The organism is Microbacterium sp. NPDC089190 (assembly GCF_040701795.1).
Classification (GTDB): Bacteria; Actinomycetota; Actinomycetes; order Actinomycetales; family Microbacteriaceae; genus Microbacterium; species Microbacterium galbum.
Map to the genome: position 1 here is coordinate 37,855 of NZ_JBFBHF010000004.1, position 13,985 is coordinate 51,839.

Annotated in this window: 14 protein-coding genes and 2 tRNA genes; 8 read left to right on the plus strand and 8 right to left on the minus strand. The window is 70.4% G+C overall.

Going from position 1 to position 13,985, the window contains the following annotated elements; genetic code table 11:
• Nucleotides 1-24 precede the first annotated feature (24 nt).
• Nucleotides 25-915 carry a DUF808 domain-containing protein gene (locus AB0230_RS13645; protein ID WP_366376287.1) on the minus strand — a complete coding sequence of 297 codons (891 nt, stop codon included), beginning with the start codon at nucleotides 913-915 and terminating at the stop codon, nucleotides 25-27.
• A gap of 163 nt (nucleotides 916-1,078) precedes the next feature.
• Between AB0230_RS13645 and AB0230_RS13650 the strand changes: the two genes are divergently transcribed.
• The 3 genes from AB0230_RS13650 to AB0230_RS13660 are packed head-to-tail and all read left to right on the plus strand — an operon-like array spanning nucleotide 1,079 to nucleotide 2,663.
• Entirely contained in the window at nucleotides 1,079-1,669 is a 591-nt protein-coding gene (locus AB0230_RS13650; RefSeq protein WP_315994515.1) for a molybdopterin-dependent oxidoreductase, read from the plus strand.
• Nucleotides 1,666-2,403 carry a ferredoxin reductase gene (locus tag AB0230_RS13655; protein WP_366376289.1) on the plus strand — a complete coding sequence of 246 codons (738 nt, stop codon included), beginning with the start codon at nucleotides 1,666-1,668 and terminating at the stop codon, nucleotides 2,401-2,403. Before AB0230_RS13650 ends, AB0230_RS13655 begins: the two co-directional genes overlap by 4 nt.
• On the plus strand, nucleotides 2,403-2,663 hold the full coding sequence (locus AB0230_RS13660; RefSeq protein WP_315994513.1) for a DUF6510 family protein: 261 nt from the start codon (nucleotides 2,403-2,405) through the stop codon (nucleotides 2,661-2,663). The genes AB0230_RS13655 and AB0230_RS13660 overlap by 1 nt, the downstream gene beginning before the upstream one ends.
• Nucleotides 2,664-2,731: 68 nt before the next feature.
• On the opposite strand, the gene AB0230_RS13665 is transcribed toward AB0230_RS13660, so the two are convergent.
• The 3 genes from AB0230_RS13665 to AB0230_RS13675 all read right to left on the minus strand — a co-directional run bounded on the left by AB0230_RS13665 (nucleotide 2,732) and on the right by AB0230_RS13675 (nucleotide 4,636).
• Nucleotides 2,732-2,820: transfer RNA gene (locus AB0230_RS13665), tRNA-Ser, on the minus strand.
• A 101-nt stretch (nucleotides 2,821-2,921) separates the two neighbouring features.
• Nucleotides 2,922-4,223 carry an LCP family protein gene (locus tag AB0230_RS13670; RefSeq protein ID WP_366376291.1) on the minus strand — a complete coding sequence of 434 codons (1,302 nt, stop codon included), beginning with the start codon at nucleotides 4,221-4,223 and terminating at the stop codon, nucleotides 2,922-2,924.
• A gap of 328 nt (nucleotides 4,224-4,551) precedes the next feature.
• Nucleotides 4,552-4,636, minus strand: a tRNA-Ser gene (locus AB0230_RS13675).
• 84 nt (nucleotides 4,637-4,720) lie between these two features.
• On the opposite strand from AB0230_RS13675, the gene AB0230_RS13680 reads away from it, so the two are divergent.
• Together AB0230_RS13680 and AB0230_RS13685 are read left to right on the plus strand one after the other, a co-directional pair.
• Nucleotides 4,721-6,001: a DUF2254 domain-containing protein gene (locus AB0230_RS13680; RefSeq protein ID WP_366376293.1), complete on the plus strand. Its 1,281-nt coding sequence runs from the start codon at nucleotides 4,721-4,723 to the stop codon at nucleotides 5,999-6,001.
• A 123-nt stretch (nucleotides 6,002-6,124) separates the two neighbouring features.
• Nucleotides 6,125-6,358, plus strand: a complete 234-nt coding sequence (locus tag AB0230_RS13685) for a PLDc N-terminal domain-containing protein (protein ID WP_315994510.1) — start codon at nucleotides 6,125-6,127, stop codon at nucleotides 6,356-6,358.
• Between the two features lie 130 nt (nucleotides 6,359-6,488).
• Here the strand turns inward: AB0230_RS13685 and AB0230_RS13690 are convergent, their stop codons facing one another.
• Nucleotides 6,489-7,382: an HAD family hydrolase gene (locus AB0230_RS13690; protein ID WP_366376295.1), complete on the minus strand. Its 894-nt coding sequence runs from the start codon at nucleotides 7,380-7,382 to the stop codon at nucleotides 6,489-6,491.
• Entirely contained in the window at nucleotides 7,379-8,647 is a 1,269-nt protein-coding gene (gene serS / locus AB0230_RS13695; protein ID WP_363389257.1) for a serine--tRNA ligase, read from the minus strand. Before serS ends, AB0230_RS13690 begins: the two co-directional genes overlap by 4 nt.
• A 211-nt stretch (nucleotides 8,648-8,858) precedes the next feature.
• On the opposite strand from serS, the gene AB0230_RS13700 reads away from it, so the two are divergent.
• Together AB0230_RS13700 and AB0230_RS13705 are read left to right on the plus strand one after the other, a co-directional pair.
• On the plus strand, nucleotides 8,859-10,148 hold the full coding sequence (locus AB0230_RS13700; protein ID WP_366376297.1) for a diacylglycerol kinase family protein: 1,290 nt from the start codon (nucleotides 8,859-8,861) through the stop codon (nucleotides 10,146-10,148).
• Nucleotides 10,149-10,324: 176 nt separating this feature from the next.
• Complete coding sequence (locus AB0230_RS13705) at nucleotides 10,325-11,695, plus strand: deoxyribodipyrimidine photo-lyase (RefSeq protein WP_366376299.1); 1,371 nt, start codon at nucleotides 10,325-10,327, stop codon at nucleotides 11,693-11,695.
• A gap of 210 nt (nucleotides 11,696-11,905) precedes the next feature.
• Here AB0230_RS13705 and AB0230_RS13710 read toward each other — a convergent pair whose 3' ends face one another.
• On the minus strand, nucleotides 11,906-12,331 hold the full coding sequence (locus tag AB0230_RS13710) for an Asp23/Gls24 family envelope stress response protein (RefSeq protein WP_315994505.1): 426 nt from the start codon (nucleotides 12,329-12,331) through the stop codon (nucleotides 11,906-11,908).
• A gap of 121 nt (nucleotides 12,332-12,452) precedes the next feature.
• Complete coding sequence (locus AB0230_RS13715; protein ID WP_363389248.1) at nucleotides 12,453-12,722, minus strand: hypothetical protein; 270 nt, start codon at nucleotides 12,720-12,722, stop codon at nucleotides 12,453-12,455.
• A gap of 77 nt (nucleotides 12,723-12,799) precedes the next feature.
• Here AB0230_RS13715 and AB0230_RS13720 point away from each other — a divergent pair, with 77 nt between their 5' ends.
• Entirely contained in the window at nucleotides 12,800-13,867 is a 1,068-nt protein-coding gene (locus AB0230_RS13720) for an LLM class flavin-dependent oxidoreductase (protein ID WP_315994503.1), read from the plus strand.
• Nucleotides 13,868-13,985: the final 118 nt, after the last annotated feature.

A 13,985-nucleotide genomic window follows, 5' to 3' on the forward strand; every position in this document is an offset into this window, starting at 1 on the left:
CGGTCCCCGTGCCGCCGATCCGGATCAGTGCGCGATCGGCTGCCCGCGGCGCACGACCCGCTGCACCCCCGTCACCACCCCGACGATCATCAACCCGAGCGCCAGCCCGAAGACCGCGGACATCGCCGTCTCCACGATCCACACGACGACCGGACCCGCCGCCTCGATCGCGTGCGTCACGAGGTGGACGAGCTCGTAGGGGCCCGCCCAGAACGTCTCCTCGAGGTTCTGCAGCACGAGGTGCCCGCCGACCCACAGCATCGCGACGGTGCCGATGACGCTGATGACGCGGAAGACGGCGGGCATGGATGCCACGACCCGCACCCCGAAGCGTCGGACCGCGCGCGAGGGGCTCTTCATGAACCGCAGCCCGATATCATCCACCTTCACGAGGAGCGCGACGGCGCCGTAGACGACGAGCGTCATGGCGAGGCCGATGACGAGGAGTGCAGCGAGCGTCATCCAGATGCTGAGCCCGGGGTCGAGGCTGGACAACGCGATCAGCATGATCTCGGTGCTGAGGATCAGATCGGTGCGCACGGCGCCCAGCACGAGCTTCTTCTCGTCGCGGGGCTCGTCGGAGTCGTGCTCACCGTGGCTCACGCCGAACCACTCGAGCACCTTCTCCGCGCCCTCGAAGCACAGGAAGCAGCCTCCGATGATGAGCAGGTACGGCAGAACCCACGGTGCGAAGGCGGTCAGCAGCAGCGCGATCGGGATGATGATCACGTACTTGTTGATGATGCTGCCCAGCGCGATCTTCCACACCACGGGCAGTTCCCGCGCCGGGGACAATCCCTGCACGTACTGAGGGGTCACGGCCGCGTCGTCGATGACGACGCCCGCGGTCTTGGCGCTCGCGCGCATCGCGGCGCTGAGGATGTCATCGACGACGGCGAGCAGACCGACCGACATGTGCGTATCTCCCGGGGGGTGAGGATGCCGGCGTGTGCACGCCGCGGGACGACACTAGCGGGTGCGCGGTGGATGCCGCGGTGGCTGGCGTCGCCGCCCGTCCCCTGTCGAGAGCCCGTCGGCGTGGCTAGGGTGATCCTCACGGGATCGGCAGGGGGAGCACATGTCATTCATCACCCGCGGCTTCGGCGGTCGTCGTCGGGAACGCGATCCCCGCCTGCCCCCGGGCCAGACCCTCGTGTCGGACTGGCCGGTGCTGTCGGCGGGGCCGACCCCCGCGGTCGACGCCGCGGCGTGGGAGTTCGCGATCGGCACCGAGAAGGGCGTCCATCGCTGGAACCTCGAGGAGTTCCAGGCGCTCGGCATGGAGGACGTCACGGTCGACATCCACTGCGTCACGCACTGGACGAAGCTCGACATGCCCTGGCGCGGCGTCTCGCTCGACCGCGTCTTCGCCGAGGTCGACACGAGCCACCGCTACGTGATGGTGCACTCCTTCGGCGGGTACACGACCAACCTCGCCCTCGACGATCTGCTCGGGGGGAAGAGCTGGATCGCCTTCGAGGCCGACGGCGCGCCCCTCACCCCGGAGCACGGCGGCCCCGCCCGCCTGCTCGTGCCGCACCTGTACTTCTGGAAGAGTGCGAAGTGGGTGCAGGGACTCATCACCATGGCATCCGACAAGCCGGGATTCTGGGAGCAGAACGGGTACCATCTGCACGGCGACCCCTGGCGCGAGGAACGGTACGGGTGACGCGTCGACCGGCATCCTGGCACGCGGCCACCGTCGTCGCGACGCGCCCCGAGACGTCGACCGCGCGGCGCATCGAGCTCGACGTGCCCACCTGGCCGGGCAACGACGCCGGTTCGCACCTCGACGTCAGACTGACCGCCCCCGACGGCTATCAGGCGAGCCGCTCGTACTCGATCGCCTCCTCGGGCGAGGGGACGCGGATCACGCTCGCGGTCGACGAGGTGCCCGACGGAGAGGTATCTCCCTTCCTCGTGCACGAGCTGCGCGAGGGGGACCGCATCGAGGTGCACGGCCCGCTCGGCGCCTTCTTCGTGTGGACGCCGTCGGCCGACCCCGCACCGGTGCAGCTGATCGCGGGAGGGTCGGGGGTCGTCCCCCTGTTCGCGATGGCGTCTGAGCACGCCGAGGGCGCCGACGCCTCCCCCTTCCGCCTGCTGTATTCGGTGAGATCGGCTGACGACATGTTCTTCCGCGACGAACTGACGGCGCTCACGGCGCGCGACGACCGCCTCGACCTCGAGGTCGTCTACACCCGCAGCGCCCCGGCGGCATCGGCGATCCCGCCCGGGCGGTTGACCGCCGATCGGGTGCGCGCCGCGGTGATCCCCGCGGCAGAGGATCCACGCGTGTTCGTCTGCGGTCCGACGCCGTTCGTCGAGGCCGTGGCGGGGTGGCTGATCGAGCAGGGTCACGCACCGTCGCGCGTGCGCACCGAGCGGTTCGGAGGTTCGTGATGACCGTGCTCGACGGCAACGCCCTGGCCGGGCGCCTCGACGATCTCCTGGGGTGGGATGCCAGCGGCTCCGAGGTGCGCTGCACGCACTGCGGCATCCGAGGCCTGCTCGCCACCGCCTGGGTCTACGCGTCCGCGATGGGCGCGGTCGTGCGATGCCGCTCCTGCGACGCGGTGCTGCTCACCGTCGTCGACGCCCCCGACGGTCGCTCTTGGCTCGGGATGCCGGGGCTCAGCGCCCTGGAGCTGCGGCGCGGGTGAGACCGGCGGTCGCCGACGACATCGGCACCCGGAACGAGAAAAGCCCCGGCGAACCGGGGCTTTTTCTGCGGAGACGGAGGGATTTGAACCCTCGGTCCCCTTACGGGGACTCCACCTTAGCAGGGTGGTGCACTAGGCCTGACTATGCGACGTCTCCAGGTGATCGAACCTTGCGGCGCGAGCACACCGGTCAATACTAACCGGATGCCGCCCGGCATCCGAAACCGAAGTCCGGATGCCGGGCAGCGGGGCCGGGCGTCACTGACGCACGTTGCCGTTCGAGCACGTCGCCTGGGCGGCGGTCTGACCCGCGATGCCCTCGGGGAGCACGACCGTGCCCGGGGTCGATCCCGGGGTCGCGGTCGCGTCGGCACCCGCCGACGGGGCGTCGGTCGCGGCGTCGGTCGGCGCGGGAGCCGCGGTGTCGGACGGGGCCGGCGTGGCGTTCGCGTCGGCGATCACGCCGTCGCCGTCGCTGAGGTTGCCCGACAACTGCAGGGGCTGGTTCGCGGCCAGCGCGGCCCACAGGGTGTCGGCATCTCCGCGGTCGGGGACGACGCGGTTCGGGTCGGACGGGTCGGTGTAGGTCGGGTACTGGATGAACACGATCTCGCTGAAGGGCACGTCCTTCACCGCCGAGGCGATCTGGACGAGGGTCAGCGGGTTGGTCAGCGACGTCGAGGGATCGACGTTGCGCAGCGCAGTGGAGGCCAGCTTGTACAGCGTGGCGGGGTTCGAGAGCACTTCCTGGCTCTTCAGCTTGTTCGCCAGTCGCGACATGTACTGCTGCTGGTTCGAGATGCGGCCGAGGTCGCCGCCGTCGCCGACGCCGTGACGGGTCCGCAGGAACTGCAGGGCGTCGAGACCGACCACGGTGCGCATACCGGCGGGCCAGTCGATGCCCGTGTACGGGTCTTTGATGCCGTTCGCGATGCACACGTCGACGCCGCCGATGGCATCCGTGATGTTGATGACGCCGCCGAAGCTGACCTTCGCGGCGAACGGGATCTCGAGACCACTGAGGTCGGAGATCGTCTCCACGACGCATGACAGGCCGCCGTAGGAGAAGGCGCTGTTGATCTGCTGCTTGCTCATCGCGGAGTGCTCGACGCCGTCTTTGTCTGTGCACGAGGGGATCGGCACCATGAGGTCGCGCGGGAACGAGATGACGGTCACGCGGCGCGGCGCGTCGGAGATGTGCACGAGCATGTTGACGTCGTTGAGGCTGCCCTCGGAGTCGGCGCCGGTGCACCGGTCGCCGAACAGCTCCGCGAACTCGGGCTCGCACTCGTCGGTGCCGATGAGCAGCATGTTGACGCCGCCCTTGAGCTCACCGAGGTCCGGCGGTACCGCGGGCTGGTTCTTCAGTTCGACGGCGTCGGCGGTGAAGCTGCGAGTCAGGTCGACCGCGGCGTATGCCAGCACCGTTCCGCCCGAGACGAGCAGCACGGCGAGAACGATGGCGAGACCGCGGAACAGCTGGCCGAGCGGACCGGGCGAGGTGAGCCGCCCGTGGCGGGCGACGGTCCTCGGACCGCGCGGGGTGGTGGTCTTGCTCACTCGGGTCCTTTCACGACGGATGCCACCGGCCCGGCAGCACGTCGACCCCGGCGCGGCAGCCGAAGGTCGCAGCAATACTAGGGATCCACGGCTGTGAATGCCGTGAGGACCGGGCGTTTCACCCGCTCCGGCGGCGTGGGCCCACCCCCGTTCGACTCCCGCTCAGCCGGTTATAACGCGAAGGGTGTGGGATTCTCCCCACCGCCCCTCCACACGCCGCGCAGCGGCGTGCGGAGCCTCCGGCGGCGTGGGCCCACCCCCGTTCGACTCCCGCTCAGCCGGTCATAACGCGAAACGCGGACCCCTGCGGGGCCCGCGTTTCGCGTTGCGGAGGGTGTGGGATTCGAACCCACGGGACATTGCTGCCCACTGGTTTTCAAGACCAGGTCCATCGGCCGCTCGGACAACCCTCCTGGACGAGCCGAGTCTACCGACCGCCCGCGATGACGGCGTCCAGCCCCCGTGGTGTGACGCCGGGGCTCGGTAGCCTCGGACGCATGGCGACGAGAACGCGCGGAGCGCTGGCATCCTTCTTCCTCCGGCTCGGAAGCCGAGTGTGGGTGCGCGCGGCCATCTTCACGGTCATCGCGATCGTCGTCGCCCTCGCCGCCCGTTTCATCGGCCCGCTCCTGCCGTTCTCGTTCAGCTTCTCGCTGGGCGACGGCGCCGTCGACTCCCTCCTGCAGATCATCGCGACGGCGATGCTGACCGTCAGCACCTTCTCGGTGACCGCCATGGTGACGGCCTTCTCGTCGGCGACCACGACCGCGACGCCACGGTCGACGCAGTTGCTCATCGCCGATCCGACCTCGCAGAACGCCGTCTCGACTTTCGTGGGGGCGTTCGCCTTCTCGCTCGTCGGCATCGTCGCGCTCTCCACCGGTTACTACGAGCAGCAGGGGCGGTCCATCCTCTTCGTCGCGACGCTCGTGATCATCGCCATCGTCGTCGTGACGCTGCTGCGGTGGATCTCGCACTTGTCGACATTCGGGCGGATGGCCGACGTCATCGACCGCGTCGAGAAGGCGGCGGCTCTGTCGCTCGAACTCCACGCCGAGTATCCGACCCTCGGGGCCCGCGCCGCCGTGCCGGTTCCCGTCGACGCCGTCGCCGTCCACGCCGACGAGGTCGGCTACGTCACCCACATCGACGTCGCGGGGCTCGACCGACTGGCGCGGCAGGCGGACGTCGAGATCCACGTGCGCGCCACCCCCGGGCGGACCGCCGACTCGCGCGTGCCCCTCGCCTTCGTCACCGGCGACCCCGGGGACGACGTGATCGCCGGGGTCGTCCGCGCCTTCCGCGTGGAGCACCACCGGACGTATGAGCAGGATCCGCGGTTCGGCGTGATCGCGCTCGCGGAGATCGGAACGCGCGCCCTCTCCCCCGCGACGAACGATCCCGGGACGGCCATCGACGTGATCGCCGCGCTTCAGCGCGTGTTCTCGCGCGCCCTCACCACCGAGCGCGCCGAAGACATCGATCACGATCATGTGTTCGTCCCGGCCCCGCAGCTTCCCGACCTCGTCGCCGACGCTTTCCGTCCCCTGGCGCGCGACGGAGCGGGGCTCCTCGAGGTGCAGGTGCGCCTGCAGAAATGCCTCGCCTCGCTCGCGGCATCCTCTCCGCGCGACGCGGCGGTGTTCGCCGACGGTGCGCGCGCGGCGCTCGTGCGCGCGCACCGTGAGCTCGCCCGCGCCGACCGGGCCGTGCTGGATGCGGCGGTCGCCACGGCGTGGGCGGCCACGCCCATTCGACGAGGCGCCTTCCGCCGCTGAACGCCGTCTATGTCCGGGGTATCCATTCGCCTCGGGCGGACGCCTGTCACCTCGGGCAGGAGTAGACCGGACCTCATCAGCCCACCACGACCCGCCGGGCCGTCTGAGATGAGGAGGCATCCCATGATCGTCACCACCCTGTCTTCGCAGATCGTTCTGGCGGTGTTCGCGCTCGTGTACGCGGCATCCCTGCTCGCCGCCGTCGTCGCGGTGCGCGATCCGCACAACGGCGTCGGACTCAAAGCCACGTGGGCCGTCGCCCTGCTGCTCCTACCGCCGGTGGGGCTGGTCGCGTGGGAGGCGTCGCGGATCGCGGATCACCGCGCGGTGCGCGCCGGACACGCGGCGCACGTCTGAGGAGTGGGGCCGGTCCCTTCGATGAATCCAGGGACCTCACCGTGCGGCTGGGGTCGGACGTGGGGCCGGCCCCTTCGCCAGGCTCAGGGACCTCGCGTGGCGCGTCAGGGCGAACGCGTGGCGGGCGCGATCACAACGCGCGCAGGATCGCGGCGACGCCGCCCTCGGTGACCGAGAGGCCGACCTCACCCGCGGCGGCGTGCACCTCGGGCGGACCCTGGTGCATCGCGATCGCGCGACCGCCGTTGCGGACCGCCCACTGCATCATCTCGATGTCGTTACGGCCGTCGCCCATGACGAGCACGCGCTCCGGCGCGATGCCCAGCCACCCGCGAACCAGTTCGAGGGCCGTGGACTTGTCGACCCCCTTCGGGGCGATGTCGAGCCACGCGGTCCAGCCGATCGCGTACGAGACCTGCGTGAGGCCGATGCGCTCGACGAGCTCGAGGAAGTCCTGGTCGGTCTGCTCGGGGGCCACCACGACCACACGGCACACGGGCTGCGCCGACAGCTCGGCGAACGCGACCCTGTCGGCCTTCTCGAGGTTCCAGTCGTCGAGGTAGTCGGTGAACAGGCGCTTGCCGTCGGGGAGCTCGACGAGGAAGTGCGCGCCCGCGAGGTGCTCGCCCAGCAGGGTCAGCACCTCGGAGGGATCGAAGGTCTCGACGTGGGCGCGGACGTAGTCGCCGTCATCGCCGTCGCGTCGCATGACGATCGCGCCGTTGGAGCACACGGCGTACTCGGGACGGATGCCGAGGCGATCCATGATCGTGTGGGTGCTGTCCCAGCTGCGACCGGTGGCGAGCATGACCTCGTGACCCGCCGCCTGCGCGTGGGCGACGGCCTCGACGACTCCGGGGCTGAGCGTGTCGTCTTCGAGCAGCACGGTGCCGTCGATGTCGAGCGCGATGAGCATGCGTCCGGCGCGGGCGTCGTCGGCCAGGTCGGCGACGACGTCGACCGCCTCCTGCTTCGGCGCGCTCTCGACGGCACCGGTGGCGGGCAGGGCGGCCTCGTCGGTCATGCGATCGGCTCCATGACCTCGAGGCCGCCGAGATAGGGGCGCAGCACCTCGGGTACGAGGACCGACCCGTCTTCACGCTGGTGGGTCTCGAGCAGGGCGACGATCCACCGCGTGGTGGCGAGCGTGCCGTTGAGGGTCGCGACCGGCTGCGTCTTCCCGCCGTCGGCGGGACGGAACCGGGTCTCGAGGCGCCGGGCCTGGTACGTCGTGCAGTTGGAGGTGCTCGTGAGCTCGCGGTAGGCGCCCTGCGTGGGGACCCAGGCCTCGATGTCGAACTTGCGCGCCGCGCTGGATCCGAGGTCGCCGGCGGCCACGTCGATCACGCGGTAAGCGAGCCCCAGGTCCTGCAGCATGCCCTCCTGCATGGCGACGAGACGGTCGTGCTCGGCCTCGGCATCCGCCGGGTCGGTGTAGACGAACATCTCGAGCTTGTTGAACTGGTGCACGCGGATGATGCCGCGGGTGTCCTTGCCGTAGGAGCCCGCCTCGCTGCGGTAGCAGGTGGACCACCCGGCGTAGCGCTTCGCGCCGCGCTCCAGGTCGAGGATCTCGTCCATGTGGTACCCGGCGAGGGGCACCTCGCTCGTACCGACGAGGTAGAGGTCTTCCTTGGGCAGGTGGTACACCTCGTCGGCGTGCTGGCCGAGGAAGCCGGTGCCGCGCATGACCTCGGGGCGCACGAGCGTCGGCGGGATCATGGGGGTGAAGCCCGCCTGCAGAGCCCGATCGAGTGCGAGGGTCATGAGCGCGAGCTCGAGCCGCGCACCGATGCCGGTGAGGAAGTAGAAGCGGCTGCCCGACACCTTCGTGCCGCGCTCCATGTCGATCGCGCCGAGCAGCTCGCCGATCTCGAGGTGGTCGCGCGGTTCGAAGTCGTAGGAGGGGACCTCGCCGTGCGTGCGCAGAGTGATGAAGTCGTCTTCTCCGCCGGCCGGGACGCCCTCGAGCACGATGTTCTCGATCTTCGACAGCGCTGCCTCGGCGGCCTCCTCGGCGGCGGTCACGGCGTGCTGTGCAGCCTTGACCTGCTCGCTGAGCTGCTTGGCCTCGGCGACGAGCGCGGCCTTCTCGTCCTTCGGCGCGTGGGCGACGCGCTTGCCATGGGCGTTCTGCGACGCGCGCAGCTCCTCGAAGGCGGTGATGGCGGCGCGGCGGTCGCGGTCGGCGGCGAGGGCCTCGTCCACCGAATCCGGCGACTCCCCGCGGGCGATCTGGGAGCGCTTCACGAGCTCGGGATCTTCACGCAGCAGAGTCAGGTCGATCACGCGTCCATCCTACGGTCGCGCTCGACCGCTCCTTCCGCGTCGAGCGGGGCGCATCGATCGACGACCGGCGGGTACGACCGAGCGTGCCGGCATCGCCTCACGCCGTTCGACGCTCCGCCGAACGAAGGGAGACATGCGCGTGCGGCATCCCGCCGTCAACCCCGTCTCCTCGGCGGGTTCCGACCGCCCGCGCGGTCCTATGGTGGATGCCATGGCCGCCCCTGACGAGCCGCGTGACGACGCGGAGTCCCCTGAGAACGTCCCCGACGACGCCCCCGCCGACGTGCAGGCCGACGCGGCCGCGGCCGACGGCTCGCACGAGCACTTCGACGCCGCCCGCCTGGGCGACGACGTGGCCGATCATCCGCGCAAGGACGTCCCGCACCCCAAGGACGCCGCGGAGCCCGACGACACCATCCATCAGCCGGAGGACGTCGACCCCGACTCCTCGGCCGAGCTCCCCGGCAAGACCCAGCGCGTGGACGCCGAGGGCGAGGACGCCCCGATGGACGCCGAGACCACGCAGAAGAAGCGTGCCGCCCTCGTCTACAACCCCACGAAGGTCGAGCCCGAGGTGCTGCGCGCCCGGGTGTCCGAACTCGCCGGCGAAGCCGGGTGGGCTGAGCCGCTGTTCTACGAGACGACCGTCGACGACCTGGGCGACGATGCGACCCGCGCGGCGCTCGACGAGAAGGTGGATGCCGTGCTCGTGGCCGGCGGCGACGGCACCGTGCGCGCGGTCGCCGAGGCGCTCACCTCCACCGGCGTCCCCCTTACGATCGTCCCCAGCGGCACGGGCAATCTCCTCGCCCGCAACCTCAACCTCCCGCTGACCGACACCGACGCGATGATCCGCGCGACGTTCGAGGGCGACGTCCACTCGATCGACACGGGGCTCGCCCGCATCCGCCGCGCCGACGGCGAGATCGAGGAGCACGGGTTCTCGGTCATGGCCGGCATGGGCCTCGATGCCGCGATGATCCAGAACACGCGAGACGACCTGAAGAAGCAGGTCGGGTGGGTCGCCTACGTCGACGGCGCCGCCCGGTCCCTGGTCAACGCGAAGCCGTTCCGCGTGATGTACCAGCTGAACGGTCACCGTCTGCACTCGGCGAAGGTGCACAGCGTGCTCTTCGCGAACTGCGGCGCCCTGCAGGGCGGAGTGGCGCTGATCCCCGACGCCTCGATCGCCGACGGTCGCCTCGACGTCGCCGTGCTGCAGCCGACCGGAGTAGTGGGTTGGCTCGGCGTGTGGCGGAGCATCGTGTGGGACAACTCGGTGCTGCGCAGGTTCCGCGCCGGCCGGCGCGTGCTCGAACGCCGCAAGGACTCCTCGGTGCGGTACCTGCGGGGCACGGGCATCGAGCTCGCGACCGCGCCCGCGCAACCGATCGAGCTCGACGGCGACGAATTCGGCGAGGCGACGCGCATCTACACGCGCATCGTGGCGGGCGGTCTCATCGTGGCGCTGCCGAAGGGGCACGACGTCTCCTCGATCTGACGCGCGGCGTTCCGGCGCGCTGCGGCTCCGGCATCCGGCGAGAGCACACGGCCCGCGCGACATCACACGCTCCGGCGGTCCCGGCCCGAGTGATCTCGTCACGATCGAGTGGTTTCGGGAGCGTGGGCGGGTGTCAAGCCCGGAGGGGCGGATGCCGGGGTGGATAGCGTCGGGGAATGGCAACGCCTTCGATCGTGTGGTTCCGTGACGACCTCCGCCTGACCGACAATCCGGCTCTGCGTGCGGCACTCGACCGCGACGAGCCGATCGTGGCGCTGTACGTGCTCGACGAGGAATCGGACGGCGTGCGCGAGATCGGCGGGGCGGCGCGGTGGTGGCTGGACGGGTCGTTGGCATCCCTCGCCGAACGGCTCGAGGACCGCGGCGCGACGCTCGTGCTGCGCCGGGGGGCGGCGGCGACGGTGCTCCCGGCGGTGGTCGACGAGGTCGGCGCCGGCGCCGTCTTCTGGAACCGCCGTTACGGCGGGGTCGAGCGCGAGATCGACGCAGGTATCAAGGAGAAGCTGCGCGACGACGGCGTCACCGTGGCCTCATTCGCGGCGAACCTCCTCTACGAACCGTGGACCGTTCGCACGCAGAGCGACAAGCCCTACGGCGTGTACAGCCCGTTCTCGCGCGCCGTTCAGAAGCTGCCCGCGCCGAGGCCGCCGATGCCGGAGGCGCGAAAGATACCCGGGGTGTCGGCATCCGTCGACTCCGACGACCTGTCCTCATGGGGCCTGCTGCCGACGAAGCCCGACTGGGCCCAGGGCCTGCGCGAGACATGGGAGCCGGGCGAACCGGCGGCCAAGGCGCGGCTGAGGGAGTTCCTCGACGACGACCTCGGCGACTACTCGAAGTACCGCGACGAATTCGCCGGCGGAGCCACCTCGAACCTGTCTCCGCGGCTCCGGTGGGGCGAGTTGAGCCCGTATCAGGTGTGGCACGACACCGTCGAACACCGGGGTTCGGGCGAGCACGCGAAGAGCGCGAGCGGCTTCCTGTCCGAGCTCGTCTGGCGCGAGTTCGCGTGGCACGTCACGTACCACTCCCCCGACATCGCCACCGTGAACTGGCGCCGGAACTTCGACGACTTCCCGTGGCCGAAGCTGAACCGCTCGCACCTCGAGACGTGGCAGAAGGGACGCACCGGTGTGGCCGTCGTGGACGCCGGGATGCGTCAGCTGTGGAAGACCGGCGTCATGCACAACCGCGTGCGCATGGTCACGGCATCCTTCCTCATCAAGAACCTGCTGATCGACTGGCGTCACGGCGAGCAGTGGTTCTGGGACTGCCTGGTCGACGCGGATGCCGCGAGCAATCCCTTCAACTGGCAGTGGGTCGCGGGATCGGGCGCGGATGCCGCCCCCTACTTCCGCGTCTTCAACCCCGAGACGCAGCGCAAGAAGTTCGACCCGCACGACGCCTACGTGCGGGAGTGGGCGCCGGAGTACCTCGGTGAGGACCCGCCGGAGCCGATGGTCGACCTCGGCGAGACCCGCAAGCGCGCGCTCGACGCCTACGCGCACGTGCGGCACGGGGGCTGAGCCGGCGGGTCACGTCTGCGCGGGCGCCGTTCCGCGCGAGTCGCCACCGCCGGCTTCGTCCTGCTCGTCGCCGGATCGCCCCGCCCGTGTAGCCCGGAGGCGACGGTGACGCCGAACACCGCGGTGAGGATGATCCACACCGACCGGGTTCGGCATCCTGGCACGCGAAAGGGGCGCCACCTCGCGGTGACGCCCCTTTCGAAACCGATGTCAGTTGACGCGCTGCTCGTCGGCGTCGTCCTCGTCGTCGTCTCCCGGGATGAAGACGTCGACCACGGTCACGTTGATCTCGGCGACCTTCATGCCCACGAGCTCGGTGATGGCCTGGTGCACGGCCGAACGCACGTTCGCGGCCACGCGCTGCAGCTGCTCGGGGTAGTCGACCTGGATCGCGATGTCGGCGGCGACCTCGGTCTCGCCGACCTCGACGCTCACGCCCTGCGCGTGGTCCTTCGCGCCGACGGCCTGGCGGATGTTGCCGATCACGCGGGCGGCGCCGCCACCGAGGGCGTGGACGCCGGGGACCTCGGCCGCGGCGATACCGGCGACCTTGGCGACGACGGCGTCGACGATGACGGTCGAGCCGCCGTCCTTCGTGGCGGGGGTGGGGGTGGCGGTGGTGGTGCTCTCAGCCATGTTCGCTTCCTTCCGTCGTTCCGGGACCGTGTGTCCCGCGATGTCATAGGTGAGACGCGCGGCGGAGACGATTCGTCACGGAATTCTTCCTGGGAGAAAGCTGGGGATGGATGCCGGCTCCTCAGCCCTCTTCCCATTCGACCGACACGGGCTCGATCGTCGCCGTCTCTCCCGGAGTCTCCTCACCCCAGAGCACGACGCGCGTGTGAGCGGTGAACAACACGCGGACGTCCCGGTCGCCCGCCACGGTGAAGCGCTCGAACCGCCCCCCGTCATGCACGGCGGATTCGATCCGTCGCTCGAGGTCGGCCACATCCTGTCCGGGCGCGAGCGAGAACGTCGCGTCGTCGACGGCCATCACCGTGCGCATCACTGGGACTTCATCGCTCATGCGCGGCACCCTAGGAACGCCCCGGCCCGTCGGTCACGGGGGTTGCGCGCCCGCGGAAGCGGAATACGCTCCACCCGATGCGCGTTGAGCTTAGGGTGAACGACGCGATCCCCTCCCTCTCCGTTCTCGACCTCGTGCCCGTGCGTCACGGGCAGACCAGCGCGCAGGCGGTGAGCGCGGCCCTCGATCTCGTCGAGCGCGCCGACCGCCTCGGCTACCGCCGCTACTGGTTCGCCGAGCACCACAACATGCCCTCCGTGGCATCCACCACTCCCCCGGTCCTCATCGCCGCTGCCGCCGCGCGCACGAGCCGCATCCGCGTGGGGTCGGGCGGCGTCATGCTGCCGAATCACTCGCCGCTCATCGTCGCCGAGCAGTTCGCGGCGCTCGAGGCGCTCGCCCCCGGCCGCATCGACCTCGGTATCGGCCGCGCGCCGGGCAGCGACCCGGTCATCACGCAGCTGCTGAACCGCTCGGGAACCACGAGCGACGTCTCGCGCTTCCCCGACCACGTCACCGACATCATGGCGCTCACGTCCCCCGACGGAGCGACCGTGCGCTTCACCTCCGGCAGCGAGTACCAGGTGAAGGCCACGCCCTCGGCATCCGGGGTGCCGCAGGTGTGGCTGCTGGGGTCGAGCGACTACTCCGCTCAGCTCGCGGCGTCGTTCGGTCTGCCGTATGTGTTCGCGAACCACTTCGCCGGCGAGGGGCTGGACCGGGCGCTGCACCTGTACCGCGACCAGTTCGTGCCCAACGAGTCCGGAGAGGGTCCCCGCACGTTCGTCACCGCGAACGTCGTGGCGGCGCCCACGGCCGACGAGGCGGAAGAGCGGGCCGTGCCGCAGCTGCGCATGATGGCGCGCCTGCGCACGAACAAGCCGCTCGTGCCGCTCGAGACGGTCGAGCAGGCGAAAGCCGATCCGTTCGACGCGATGGCGGAGTCGATCATGGCCTCGACGCGGCAGAAGTGGTTCGTCGGAACCGGAGCCGAGGTGCAGGGTCAGCTCGCCGCGTTCGCCGCGCAGCACGGCGTCGACGAGATCATGGTCTCGCCGGTCGCGGGTGCGTACGACGGCGAGGGGTCGGAGGGCCGGGCGCAGACGCTCGAGCTGATCGCGGCGCCGGCGGCGATCGCAGCATGACGCTGAGGTGGCTGAGCCAGTCGAAGCCACCGGAGTCACCGCGGGTCCCGGGCCCTCCAATAGGCTCAGGGACCTTCGCTCCTGCGAGGAGGCTCGGGCTCAGCGAGACCGCGAGATG

Excerpts from the sequence above, each read along its gene's own strand:
- AB0230_RS13705 (WP_366376299.1), top strand. The coding sequence starts at position 10,325 with ATGGCAACGCCTTCGATCGTGTGGTTCCGTGACGACCTCCGCCTGACC.
- AB0230_RS13690 (WP_366376295.1), bottom strand. The coding sequence starts at position 7,382 with ATGACCGACGAGGCCGCCCTGCCCGCCACCGGTGCCGTCGAGAGCGCG.
- AB0230_RS13660 (WP_315994513.1), top strand. The coding sequence starts at position 2,403 with ATGACCGTGCTCGACGGCAACGCCCTGGCCGGGCGCCTCGACGATCTC.
- AB0230_RS13680 (WP_366376293.1), top strand. The coding sequence starts at position 4,721 with ATGGCGACGAGAACGCGCGGAGCGCTGGCATCCTTCTTCCTCCGGCTC.
- AB0230_RS13685 (WP_315994510.1), top strand. The coding sequence starts at position 6,125 with ATGATCGTCACCACCCTGTCTTCGCAGATCGTTCTGGCGGTGTTCGCG.
- AB0230_RS13715 (WP_363389248.1), bottom strand. The coding sequence starts at position 12,722 with ATGAGCGATGAAGTCCCAGTGATGCGCACGGTGATGGCCGTCGACGAC.
- AB0230_RS13650 (WP_315994515.1), top strand. The coding sequence starts at position 1,079 with ATGTCATTCATCACCCGCGGCTTCGGCGGTCGTCGTCGGGAACGCGAT.
- AB0230_RS13710 (WP_315994505.1), bottom strand. The coding sequence starts at position 12,331 with ATGGCTGAGAGCACCACCACCGCCACCCCCACCCCCGCCACGAAGGAC.
- AB0230_RS13645 (WP_366376287.1), bottom strand. The coding sequence starts at position 915 with ATGTCGGTCGGTCTGCTCGCCGTCGTCGATGACATCCTCAGCGCCGCG.
- AB0230_RS13720 (WP_315994503.1), top strand. The coding sequence starts at position 12,800 with ATGCGCGTTGAGCTTAGGGTGAACGACGCGATCCCCTCCCTCTCCGTT.
- AB0230_RS13700 (WP_366376297.1), top strand. The coding sequence starts at position 8,859 with ATGGCCGCCCCTGACGAGCCGCGTGACGACGCGGAGTCCCCTGAGAAC.